The 12,174-nt window shown below is 57.7% G+C and carries 11 protein-coding genes; 10 read left to right on the top strand and 1 reads right to left on the bottom strand.

Translation table 11 applies throughout. The annotated features are described in order from the left end of the window. The first annotated feature begins 19 nt into the window (after positions 1-19). Positions 20-1,408 (top strand): DcaP family trimeric outer membrane transporter, encoded by a 1,389-nt coding sequence (locus tag KCG45_RS01355; protein ID WP_255547893.1) that lies wholly within the window; start codon positions 20-22, stop codon positions 1,406-1,408. 177 nt (positions 1,409-1,585) lie between these two features. On the opposite strand, the gene KCG45_RS01350 is transcribed toward KCG45_RS01355, so the two are convergent. Next, entirely contained in the window at positions 1,586-3,010 is a 1,425-nt protein-coding gene (locus tag KCG45_RS01350; RefSeq protein ID WP_218315353.1) for a hypothetical protein, read from the bottom strand. Positions 3,011-3,170: 160 nt separating this feature from the next. On the opposite strand from KCG45_RS01350, the gene KCG45_RS01345 reads away from it, so the two are divergent. The 9 genes from KCG45_RS01345 to pseI all read left to right on the top strand — a co-directional run bounded on the left by KCG45_RS01345 (position 3,171) and on the right by pseI (position 12,160). Beyond that, positions 3,171-4,460: a lipopolysaccharide biosynthesis protein gene (locus KCG45_RS01345; RefSeq protein ID WP_218315352.1), complete on the top strand. Its 1,290-nt coding sequence runs from the start codon at positions 3,171-3,173 to the stop codon at positions 4,458-4,460. Beyond that, complete coding sequence (gene pseB, locus KCG45_RS01340) at positions 4,453-5,460, top strand: UDP-N-acetylglucosamine 4,6-dehydratase (inverting) (RefSeq protein WP_255547892.1); 1,008 nt, start codon at positions 4,453-4,455, stop codon at positions 5,458-5,460. Before KCG45_RS01345 ends, pseB begins: the two co-directional genes overlap by 8 nt. Continuing rightward, positions 5,460-6,623: a UDP-4-amino-4,6-dideoxy-N-acetyl-beta-L-altrosamine transaminase gene (pseC, locus tag KCG45_RS01335; RefSeq protein ID WP_218315350.1), complete on the top strand. Its 1,164-nt coding sequence runs from the start codon at positions 5,460-5,462 to the stop codon at positions 6,621-6,623. Before pseB ends, pseC begins: the two co-directional genes overlap by 1 nt. Further along, positions 6,620-7,312: a pseudaminic acid cytidylyltransferase gene (gene pseF / locus KCG45_RS01330; RefSeq protein WP_218315349.1), complete on the top strand. Its 693-nt coding sequence runs from the start codon at positions 6,620-6,622 to the stop codon at positions 7,310-7,312. Before pseC ends, pseF begins: the two co-directional genes overlap by 4 nt. Further along, positions 7,309-8,328: a PseG/SpsG family protein gene (locus KCG45_RS01325; protein WP_218315348.1), complete on the top strand. Its 1,020-nt coding sequence runs from the start codon at positions 7,309-7,311 to the stop codon at positions 8,326-8,328. Before pseF ends, KCG45_RS01325 begins: the two co-directional genes overlap by 4 nt. A gap of 1 nt (position 8,329) precedes the next feature. Beyond that, positions 8,330-8,995, top strand: a complete 666-nt coding sequence (locus tag KCG45_RS01320; RefSeq protein ID WP_218315347.1) for a class I SAM-dependent methyltransferase — start codon at positions 8,330-8,332, stop codon at positions 8,993-8,995. Between the two features lie 122 nt (positions 8,996-9,117). Continuing rightward, positions 9,118-10,362: an NAD(P)-binding protein gene (locus tag KCG45_RS01315; RefSeq protein ID WP_218315346.1), complete on the top strand. Its 1,245-nt coding sequence runs from the start codon at positions 9,118-9,120 to the stop codon at positions 10,360-10,362. Next, entirely contained in the window at positions 10,359-11,108 is a 750-nt protein-coding gene (locus tag KCG45_RS01310) for a WbqC family protein (protein ID WP_218315345.1), read from the top strand. Before KCG45_RS01315 ends, KCG45_RS01310 begins: the two co-directional genes overlap by 4 nt. After that, positions 11,105-12,160 (top strand): pseudaminic acid synthase, encoded by a 1,056-nt coding sequence (gene pseI, locus KCG45_RS01305; RefSeq protein ID WP_218315344.1) that lies wholly within the window; start codon positions 11,105-11,107, stop codon positions 12,158-12,160. Before KCG45_RS01310 ends, pseI begins: the two co-directional genes overlap by 4 nt. The last annotated feature ends 14 nt before the right edge of the window (positions 12,161-12,174 follow it).

Below are 12,174 nucleotides of genomic sequence, written 5' to 3'. Positions count from 1 at the left end.
AACGAGGGAGGGAGAAACCATGCCGCATCGATTGATTCGCAAGGAACTGCGCGCTGCATTGCTGTGCGCGACATGTCTGGCGGCCAGCCCCGTCGCAGCGCAGGACGCGACGGTCGATGAGCGCCTGGACCGCTTGGAAGCTTTGGTGGAAGGACTGATCGAACGGCTCGACGCGCAGCAGGGTACGCTGAATGAACAGCAGGCAGAAACCGCCGCCGCCGCCGAGGCGGTGATGGCTGAAACTCGCGCGCTGCAAGCGCGACAAGAGCAACTGGCCGCACAGATCGCCGATCCCACGACGCATGAGGGGAGGGGCTTCAAGGTCGGCAACACGACCTTTGCCTACACGGGTTATGTGAAGCTCGACGCCATCAGCCAGCGTTTCAGCGGCGGCGACGTGCCGAGCAGCAGCATCCTGCGCGATTTCCTGGTGCCCGGGGCAATCCCGATCGGTGGCGATCCATCCGGTTTCGATACCGATTTCAGCGCGCGGCAGACGCGGTTTATCTTCAAGACTGAGACCGATGTCGGAGCAGAGCACTCCTTGAATTCGCTGATCGAACTCGATTTCATGGTTACGGATGGTGGGAACGAGCGGGTTTCGAACAGCTTCGTCCCGCGGCTGCGTCAGGCTTACATCACTTATGACAACTGGTTGTTCGGCCAGACCTGGTCGACCTTCCAGAATGTCGGAGCTTTACCTGACAGTCTCGATTTCATCGGAACGACTCCCGGCACCGTTTTCGATCGCCAGCCGATGGTGCGTTACACCAATGGCGGCCTTCAAATCGCGGTCGAGCAGCCGGAAACAGAGATCACCTCGCCGGCAGGTACCAGGGTCTTGCCGGGTGACGACAACATTCCCGATATCATCGCGCGCTACAATTTTGCAGGCGATTGGGGTTCGCTCTCGGCGGCGGGTATATACCGCAATCTTCGCATAACCGATGACGATTTTGGCACTGGCAGCGACAGCGCGGCGGCCTATGGATTGAGCCTTGCAGGCAAGCTCAAAGTGGGATCGCGCGATGATTTCCGCTTCATGGCGACGGCGGGCGACGGTCTTGGGCGCTATATCGGTCTGAACATCGTCAACGATGCGGCCCTCGACCCTGACGGCGATCTCGATCCCATCTTCACCTATTCGGGTTTCGGCGCATACCGCCATTTCTGGAGCGACAAGCTGCGTTCGACCGTCGCGGCGTCCTATTTCAAGGCCGACAATCCGATCCTGCTGACGACCGACCAAGTAACCGACGAAAGCTGGAATGCACTCGCGAACCTGATCTGGTCACCAGTCGATCCGCTGACGATCGGGATCGAATACATGTATGCGGAGCGTACATTGGAGGACGGTCAGTCGGGCAACCTGCAAAAGGTCCAGATTTCCACGCAATACAAGTTTTAGCAAAGCGCAGATTTGTCCAAGCAGGCGTCTCTGTTGCTCGAAAAGAATTCGAACGTTGCGGTTGTTGTCTAATTTGAGGTGCAAGGCCGTTCGCGCGGGGTAATTGACCGTGCCGCAGCATGTCGGGTGCAACCGTACTTTCCACGCTGGCTGACAAACGTCGTGAGCGAGATCACATCATGCAACTAGCTTCACCTTGCTGCTGTCCGGCATTTGCTCCGCCCCGGTCGCCCGCGCGCGGAGATGGCGTTCAAGCACCTTGGCCGCTTGCGCTTTCAACTCGTCCAGGTCGGCACCGTAGGACGCATCATAGCTCTGCATCACCTCGATCCATCCGGGGTGGCTGTAGAATGCTTTCAAACGGCTGTAGATGTCTTCGCTCCACCAAGGCATTGAGAAGACGAGTCTACTCTCAACGAAGCCGTTCGCGTCGAACTTGATGCCGTCGAGGCTAGACAGGTAGGCAACAGGTCTTCCGCCGCTCAGAACGTTCATAGCGACCCCGCTATTCCCGCAAATCACGAGATCGCAAGCGGCGATCTCGTCGTCCAGCGGATTACCGATGGTCAGCTCGACCTTGTCGTCATTCAGGGCGAGACCGGCAAAATCCGTCTTGAGCAGCGTTACGGGATGCTGCCGGATCAGGATACGCGTTTGTGGCAGATCGACGCGGATCGTTGCGATCAGGCTCTTGAGCACATCGATCTTGGTTCCGGAGGTGAGAAAAATGCCCACCGTCTGGACGTTCTCGTTCCATTTCATGTCGCGCGCCGTACCCGGCTGTCCGATCAGCGCGACCTCGGCTGTGCAAGCGCTGCGACGTTTGTATATTTGAATCGTCCTGTCGCCGTAGACTAATGCACAATCAGCCAGGACAGGCGGTACCACCTCTACGTTCGCTGGCACAGGGGCGTGGTTGGAATAGATAACACGGCGGTCCATCCGGTGGGCCGCTGCGGCCATCCCGACCGCTTCAGGGCTGTAATTGCTCGCTATAATTGCCGCCTTGATGTCAGGGCGCTTTGCGAAGAGCCAAGAGAAACGAATATAATATGCGAGCGCACTTGCGAGCCGGGCGGAGGGCATGAAACTGTGCCTGCGGGCAAGGACCCGCAAGAATGGCCAGATATCTTTGATCGTGCCGATCATTTTCAACGCGATCGCCAACTGGCGAAAGTCCAACAGGTGCTTGCGCGCGATCGATAGGCGGAGAAGTCGTGCGTCAGGCACCAGGGATGCGATACGATCGATCGTCTTCTCTTCATTGGGAAAGTTGTGGAGCGTTGCGGCATCGGCATCGCCAGTTCTCACAGGGCCCAACGCGACAACACATTTTACCATGTAGACGAACAGAAGGATTGGCTGAACCAGGCGCTTTCCGGCCCGAGCATAAAGCATATCGACCAGGCGATAGAGTGCATTCTTTTTCTTGATTTCCTCGTAGACGGCCGTTCGACCCGCTGACGTTTCTACTTCGCGGACAATGGCAAGTGCGGTTCGAAGGTCGTAGCCTTTGCGCTTCGTACGGTCGCCAATGCCTGATGCGAACTGCTCCTGCACCTCGCTGAGCATCTCGTGCTTTTTAACCGCATCGAAAGCCACGCTGATCTACCTCATGAAAACCGATTGCACACAGACCGACAGGGTCAGCCCCTCCGGATTGAGCAAAGCTATCTCAGGCAATCGTTAACAATTTAGGTTTACAACTCCTCAAGTACTCGCAGGGGCGGGCGCCAAACGCGTGAGGGCACAAGAACGGTCGATGATCCGGAACCTATTCAGTTTAAACGCCAAGAAATTTCTGGCGTTGCAATCTTTGTTCTACGCTCTTGCCAACAGCATCGAGGCGCTCGTGCCGTTGCTGCTGGCACCGATCCTCACGCGTATGCTCGACCCCACTGGCTATGGCATTTGGGTGCTCTTCGTAACCTACGCGACGTTCATGCGCCCCATCGTCGGGCTAACGACGCAGGATGCGATCCGGATGCGTTTCTACGATCTGGATCAAAAACAGCTGGACCGGTTCACGCACACGGCTTTGTTCGTGATGGTGGTACTGGCGGCATTTGTATCGGCGGTTACGCTGGTGTTCGGCGAGGTAGTGGCGACATTGACCAAATTCCCCGAAGCCTGGCTGATCAGCATCGTTGTTGCCGCGTTTCTCTACGAAGTGTTTTACACAGTCCTCGCGCTTCAGCAGTTCCACAACCGGCGCGGTGCCTTCCTTACGACTCAAGTGATCCAGGCAGTCCTGAGTCTGATCTTTATCGTTTGCTTCCTGCTTGCTGGCTGGGACTGGCGCGGAGTCGTTCTCGGGCGCATGTTGAGCATGGGCATCGCCACGCTTTTCTCGCTCAAGTCGCTGGGCTTTACGTTCTCTGCGCTTGTCCGTGTCCCTGAGCGTTCTTTTTACCGCAACATCGCTTCGTTCGGAGTTGTGTATTGGCCCGCGGGCGCGGTGGTCATGGCGATGGCAACAGCCGACAAGGTTATCGCCGCACACTATCTCGGGGTGGAAGCAAGCGCGATGTACGGCGTCGCAGCTCTGTTCGCATCCGCATTCTGGATGGCTAATCACAGTTTCGTACTGGCATGGACTCCTTGGCTATTCCGCAAGCTCAAACTCGCCGCGAGCGAGGGCCTGCAAGAGGTCGCATCGGTGTCTATCCTGTATTTCGTGATGGCAGCAATTGCAGCTGCCGCGTTCTATTTCTTCGCGCTTCTGGTCGCGCCGACCCTGCTTGGCGAGGCGTTTCATAGCGCCATACCCCTGCTGCAATACGTCATGATAGCGATCGTCCTGCAGGGTTACTTCATGCACAACATGAAGTTCCTTCATTTCGAAAAGCGCATCGAGCTGATGTCGATCTTCAGCGCGGCGACGATCGGGCTGAATATATGGCTCAGCATCGTTTGGGTGCAGGCGATGGGAATTCGGGGGATCATGCTCGCGACAGCAGTTTCGTTCGGTGCGGCATTCATTATTAGCGGGATGCTTGTCATGGCGCGATATATGAACCTTCGTAAGGGAGCGAAAGCCGTTGTTGGATAATAAGAGCATCCTCGTGACCGGGGGCACCGGCTCATTCGGTAAAGCCTTCGTTCGTCAGGTCCTTGATAAATATCCGGGCGTGCGGCGGCTCGTCATCTATTCGCGCGATGAGCTCAAGCAGTACGAAATGAGCCAGGAATTCTCTCCGCAAGCCTATCCGGCGCTGCGGTATTTCATCGGCGACATTCGTGATCAGGGCCGTCTGCGGCGGGCATTCGAAGGCATCGATATTGTCGTTCACGCTGCCGCCCTGAAACAGGTGCCGGCTGCTGAATACAACCCGTTCGAGTGCATCAAAACGAATGTGCTGGGGGCGCAGAACGTTATTGAGTCCTGCTTCGACAGCGGGGTCGAGAATGTCGTTGCGCTTTCCACCGACAAGGCCGCTGCGCCCATCAATCTATACGGCGCGACCAAGCTGTGTTCGGACAAGCTTTTTACCGCTGCCAACAACGTGAAGGGCGCCCGAGATCTCCGCTTGTCCGTGGTTCGATATGGAAACGTCATCGGCAGCAGGGGCTCTGTCGTTCCGTTCTTTCTCGATCGACGTGAGACGGGTGTCATCCCGATCACCGACCCGACAATGACGCGATTCAACATCTCGCTGGACGAAGGGGTGCAGATGGTACTTTGGGCGCTTGAAAACGCACAAGGTGGCGAGATTTTCGTCCCCAAAATACCCAGCTACCTCATTACCGACCTGGCTGAAGCGGTCGCGCCCGAATGCGAGCTCAAGATGGTCGGCATCAGGCCGGGCGAGAAAATCCACGAAGAGATGATCACGACCAGCGACAGCCTCAACACTGTTGACCTAGGCCCGTATTATGCGATCTTGCCAACCACCACCGACCAGATGGCCGACGACTATCTGGACCGGGTCGGGGGCAAGCGCGTTGAGCCAGGTTTTTCCTATAACAGTGGCACCAATCCGGACTTCCTAACGGTCGAGCAATTGCGCGGATTGATCCGCAAGCATGTCGATCCAACGCATGAAGTCTGATGGCGAGCTACATACCCTATGGACGCCAATCGGTTACGGAGGCTGACATTGCCGCTGTCGTCGATGTCTTAAAGTCCGATTTCCTGACGCAAGGTCCGGTGGTCCCAGCCTTCGAGGAAGCAGTCGCTGCAGAAACTGGAGCACGGCACGCGGTAGCCGCCAATAGCGCGACCAGCGCGCTGCATCTCGCGTGCATGGCATTGGGCGTTGGACCGGGGGACTGCGTCTGGACCAGCCCGCTCACTTTCGTCGCCAGTTCCAACGCCGCCCTCTATTGCGGTGCTGACGTCGGCTTCGTCGATGTCGATGAGCGAAGCTACAACATGTGTCCGGCCAAGCTCCAGGAGAAGCTGGATCGAGCCGCGGCGTCGGGCCAACTGCCGAAGGTCATCATTCCGGTGCATTTGACCGGCCAGTCCTGCGATATGGCGGCCATCCATGCTGCGGCTGTGAAATACGGCGTGAAGATCATCGAGGATGCTTCTCACGCGATCGGGGGGCGCTTCGATTCTCAGCCGGTCGGCAATTGCAGGTTCAGCGACATCACTGTCTTCAGCTTTCACCCGGTGAAGATCGTGACCACTGGCGAGGGCGGCATGGCCCTGACGAACGACGATGAACTGGCCCAGCTCATGCGCCTAGACCGAAGCCATGGGATCACGCGCGATACCCATGCCATCCAGGCGGAAAATCCGGGCGCGTGGCATTACGAGCAACATCGCCTCGGCTACAATTACCGCATGACCGACATAAATGCGGCGCTCGGCCTCAGCCAATTGGATCGGCTCGACGACTTCGTGAAGCGTCGGCAACACATTGCAGATGCGTACGATACGGCCTTCGCCGACCTCCCTATCCGGACGCCATGGCAACATCCGAATGCCGATTCCGCATGGCATCTCTACGTTATTCGCGTGGAGGGCCAACGCGCCGTTTTTGATGCGCTGCGTGACGCCGGTATAGGGGTCAATCTCCACTACATCCCGGTCTATCTTCAGCCCTACTACCGCGGTCTGGGATTTGAACCCGGTCATTGCGCGAACGCAGAATTATACTATTCCGAGGCGATCAGCCTGCCGATGTTTCCCACGATGACTGACGAGCAGCAGCAGCGCGTCATCGCTGAGGTCGCAAAAGCGGTTTCCGAGGCTGCCCCTCGATGAATATCGCGATCATCCCGGCCCGCGGCGGGAGCAAGCGCATCCCACGCAAGAATATCAGACCTTTTGCCGGCAAACCGATGATCGCATGGCCCATTGAGACTGCGACGAATTCCGGATTGTTCGATCGGATAATCGTGTCGACCGACGATGACGAGATCGCAGAGATTGCGCGCGCCGCAGGCGCTGAAACGCCGTTCATCCGACCAGCCGAGCTTGCCGATGACCACAGCGGGACCACCGATGTCGTCGTCCATGCTTTGTCCGCGTTATTGGACACGGGCCCAGCGATAGACGCCGCATGCTGCATCTATGCAACCGCGGCCTTTATCTCGGCCGATGACCTTCGTTTAGCGTATTCCTTGCTTTCGTCAGAATGTGACTTCGCGTTCCCTGCTGTCCGCTACGGACATCCGCCGCAACGCGGGTTCGTGACCGCCGCCGACGGAAGCCCCCAATTGCTGCAACCCGGGCACCAAGCCACGCGCACTCAGGATCTTCCCCCCGTCTTTCACGATCCCGGACAGTTTTATTGGGGCAAGAGCGAGGCATGGCTCGAATGTCGTTCCTTCTTCGGTTCGAGAACGCGCTTCATCGAAATTCCCGAAACGCGGGCTTGGGACATCGACCGACCCGAAGACTGGACGATCGCGGAGAGCCTGTTTTCTGCCATGCGGGAGCAGGAACGGTGAATGCACTTTTCCGGTGCGATGCTACCGCAGATATCGGTTTCGGACATCTGAGCCGCTGCATCGCGCTCGCCGAAGCCCTCAGAATTTGCGGCGTGCGCAGCACCTATGCAGGAAAGTTTGACAAGGCTGCGCAGGACCAGATCGATATCGCAGGTTTTGACACCGTATGCCTCGCGCACGAAGTGAATACAGCAACCGTTGATCAGGAGCTCGCTGGCGCGATCGCTGACGGTGGTATCGACCTCCTGGTGCTGGACAGCTACCGTGCCGACGAAGGCTACCTTTCCGGTATCCGGTCGCTTGGCGTTGCGCTGATCGTGATTGACGATTTTGGATCGCTTGAAGCTTATCCCTGTGATGTGATCCTTAACTTCACATGGGATGCCGGATCGCTTGGTTATCCTGACGACCCGGTGCTGCTCCTTGGTCCCGAATATCTCCTTGCCCGGCGCGGGCTGGTCGAAGTCCGCGAGCAAAGCATCGGACGCGAGCGCCCCCGCGAAATCGAGAATTTGCTGATAGCCATCGGTGGATCAGATCCAAAAGGGATTGCGAAGCGCCTGACCCACCTTCTGCAGAACAATTATTCTCGTCTTTGCCTTCGCGCGATCGCCGAAGAGGGCGGCGACCTCGCAGCGATGCTGAATGAGTTTGCGCCGGGCAGTGGTGTTATCAAGAGGCAACCAGACCTTTCGCAGTCCCTGCTATGGGCGGATGCCGCCTTAACCGGAGGCGGACTTATCAAATATGAATGCGCATATATGGGCGTGCCTGCCGCCGCGATCGCGCAAAACGAAGGACAGGACGGCGAAAGCCAGTCCTTTGCCCGTGCGGGGCTCGTACACGACCTGGGGCTCGCCGATACCGTGGATGATGAGAAGCTGGCCGCATCTCTTCATTCGTTTCTCTCGGACGCGGAGCTGCGTACGCGCCTGTCTGCGCGCGCGCGCGCGGTGTTTCCGCCGGACACAACTGCGAAAGCGGCAAAGGCAATTCTGGAGGCTGTGCAGCGTTGAAATGACCAATATTTTCAAGGACGACATCGAATCCCTGGCGAAGCATTACGGCGAACTGGTTAAACGCCACGGCGACGCTGCCGAAAGCGCGCAATATGCGGACCGGCAAACGCAGGAACGGCGGATGCAGGTGCTGTGCGAAATCGGCGTGTCCAAGGATAGCAAAATCCTCGATTTTGGTTGCGGGACCGGTCAGATGCTTAGCCTGCTGCAGCGCTCTTTCGGTTTCGAAGGAGAATATATCGGCTACGATATCTCGTCTGAAGCGATCGAGTTTGCGCGCTCTGCACACCCGGACGGCAGGTTCGAGGTTCGCGATATTCTGGAAAACCCAGCGGACGAGATGTTCGATTACGTGCTGGTAAGCGGCGTATTCAACAACGCCATGTCCGATAACAGAGCTTTCTTCCAACAGGTTTCCAAGCGGCTGATGGCGCAGGCTGGAACCGGGTACGCGTTCAACATGCTCAGCCGCTTCGTCGACTACTTTGATGACGGGCTGTATTACGAAGATCCGATGCATGCCTTCCGCTTCTGCAAGGAAGAGCTGTCGCCGCTCGTCAACTTGCGCCACGATTATGCTGTGCGGCCCGGTTCGATCCCATTCGAGTTTACCATTTACGTGCATCGCAGCGACATCGATCCGCGCGCTCTCAACTCAGCGTAGCCCGGTTGCAGCAGCAATCGTAGTTAACGAATTGTCTACGCCTTCCCCTTAGTGGGGTTGGCCATGCTAGCTGAACCAACGTTCTACATCCTGACGGTCCCTCGACATGGGGATGACCGCGCATGAAACGCATAAAGATTGTCGGCGGAGGATTTACAGGGATCCTCGCCGCGTTTCAGGCTCACCGTCTCGGCGCAAGGAATATCGAACTGCATGAGCGGTTGGATCGGCTCGGTGGCATTGCCTTGCCGGAGGTCAATAACGGGCGCGAAATGCGCGAAGGGTGCATATATTTCGGCCCGGAAGGCGACCCGATTCGATCGCTGCTCGAACAGCATGGCGCCGTTTTCAAAGACTTCGATAACCGTTTCGGATCGGTCAGCCCCGGGCCGGACGGGCCGGTCTACACCGATGATTTCGGTGGACCAGCGTTACCGGGATCGAAAGCTCGACTGCATCCCCTTGATGGCAACAACCTGGGCGACCGCCTCGATTGCTATGAGGACGCGCTTGCATTCCCGCTTGCGCGTTATGTCCGGTGGCATGTCGGCTGCGCGCCTTCGCAATTGCACGCCAGCGCAGCCGATCCGCTCGCCATCAACCGGGTTTTCGCAACCGGCGCGCCACTTGAGGCGCTTTCGGAAGCGAAGCGATTGGATGGCCACGCCAACGCGCTGTTCGGCATCCCACGATCCATGTGGGATTATTCGAACAATGTTCAGGCGAGCTTGCCGGTCGGCGGCTTTACGGCGCTGATTGATCAGTGCCGTAGCGCACTGTGCTCTATCGGTGTCGACATCAACCAACGCAGCCTTGCTCGCCCCGCCAACGTGCTCGGTGAAGTTTCATCCGACGACGTGCTGGTCTGGGCGGCGAGCCCGATGCCGCTCTTCAAAGCTGTCGGCCTCGAAGCTCCCAAAGCTCCTGCAAAGAAATTCGCAACCTACACTTTCGAGGTCAACTGGACCGGTCCTGCGCCTTTCTACGCCCAGAATTTCACGGCCACTGGCAGCTGCTTCAGAGTGTATATTTATGAAAGCGGCGGAGCCAAGTTACTCACCGCCGAGTGTGTTTACGAGGCCGAAGGTGATGAGCTGGCCGAGGATATCCATCTCCTGCTCGACGGGTTCGAAGGCGAACTGACGATCGGTGGCCTGTTGTATCGTTCGATCAAACCGCGATGGCTTTACCACACGGTCGACACTATGGATAAGCTTGGTGGACTGAGGATGGTCCTCATGGACCGCCTTGGTGACAACTTTGTCCCCGGCGCATGGGAAGCATACGCCAAAGGCGAAAAGTTCACCGAAGTCGAGGCTGGCTTGCAAAAGGCTCTTGGGACCGGGATGATTGCGAAAGCATCATGATAAGCGCTATCATGCAGCCCACATATCTGCCGTGGATCGGATATTTCGATCTGATCGACAGCGCAGATACATTCGTGTTTCTCGACGACGCTCAGGTGCTGAAACGCAGTTGGGGTGTTCGAAATCGCATCCTTTGCCAGAACGGCGAGACTTATCTCACCGTGCCTCTTGTGGGTCATAGCCAACAATCAGACAGCACGTTTGCCAATACCGCGATCGACCCTGGTCCGAAATGGATGAGGACGCACCTCGCCACCATCCGCCACGCCTACGCCAAAGCTCCGCATTTTGCCGATGTCTTCGGCAATCTGGAAGCCTTGATGTCTGCGGGCCACAAGACGATCGGCGCGTTGAACATGGATTTCATCACCAGCACCGCGAGGAAGATGGGTATCGACACGCCTTTCGCGCAGTCGTCCTGTGTGGAAGACGCAGAGGGCCGAAAAGACGATCGGCTGCTCGCGATATGCAGGGCTATCGGATCCGATCACTATATCGCTGCCCAAGGTAGTGCGGATTACATCGAGCGCGAGCACGAAAGCGGCGCGTTTGCAGGGTCGGGTGTCGATCTGCGCTATCACAATTTCGTTCACCCTCATTATCCGCAAACGATGGATGTCTTCACGAGCCATATGAGCATTGTCGATCTGCTCGTGAATTGCGGCTATCCATCGGCTCTTGAAATCATCCGCTCAGGCCGGCGGGCGCCACTCACGAGCTTCGAGATGAAGAAAGAACAGGCATGACCGACGCCCCAGAAATAAGCATCGCCGGTCGGCGCATCGGATCTTGCTATGATCCCTATGTAATCTGCGAATTGTCGGGAAACCACAATGGGAGCCTCGACCGCGCCATTGAACTCCTCGAAGCCGCAGCTGCGACAGGCGCCGACGCAATCAAGATCCAGAGCTACACTGCAGACACGATCACGATCGACCATGACGCGCCCGAATTCCGGGTCGAGGGAGGTCTGTGGGACGGCCGCACGCTCCACGACCTCTATAGGGAGGCGCAAACGCCGTTCGAATGGCACGAACCGCTTTTTCGCAGAGCCAAAGAACTGGACGTGACGCTGTTTTCATCGCCATTTGACCAAACGGCCGTCGACATTTTGGAGGAACTGGGCGCGCCTGCCTACAAGATCGCTTCCTTTGAGGCAGTCGACCTGCCGCTCGTGGCGTACTGCGCTTCAAAGGGGAAGCCGCTGATCATCTCCACCGGTATGGCCAATCTGGACGAGATTGATGAGGTTGTCGCGACCGCTCGGAACAATGGCTGTAAAGAAATCGTGCTGCTGCATTGCGTGAGTTCCTATCCCGCACCCGACGAGCAATCGAATGTGCGGACGGTTCCCGATCTGGCGAACCGTTTTGATGTCGTCTCCGGACTTTCCGACCACACATCCGGGTCTCCGGTGGCGGTGGCCTCCATTGCGTTGGGTGGGGCCGTTGTTGAAAAGCACTTCACGCTCAGGCGCGCCGATGGCGGGCCGGACTCAGCGTTCAGTCTCGAACCTGAGGAGTTCACCGCTCTCGTGCGGGATTGCAAACGCGCCTGGCGGGCCCTGGGCAAGGCGACATACGATCTTCAGGGAAGTGAAAGCGCTTCCATCCAGTTTCGGCGTTCGCTCTATATTGTCCGGGATGTTGCTGCTGGTGAGACGATGACATCGCAGAATGTCCGCTCGATTCGGCCCGGCCACGGCCTCGCTCCGAAGCACCTGCCCGAGATCACTGGGAAGACGGCTGTGCGGGCTTTGAAACGGGGTGAGCCGCTCGACTGGACGATGATAGTCTAGGCAGCGTAAGGCGC

This window comes from Erythrobacter ani (assembly GCF_019204025.1).
Taxonomy (GTDB): domain Bacteria; phylum Pseudomonadota; class Alphaproteobacteria; order Sphingomonadales; family Sphingomonadaceae; genus Erythrobacter; species Erythrobacter ani.
This window is presented reverse-complemented; position numbering and strand designations above follow the sequence as displayed.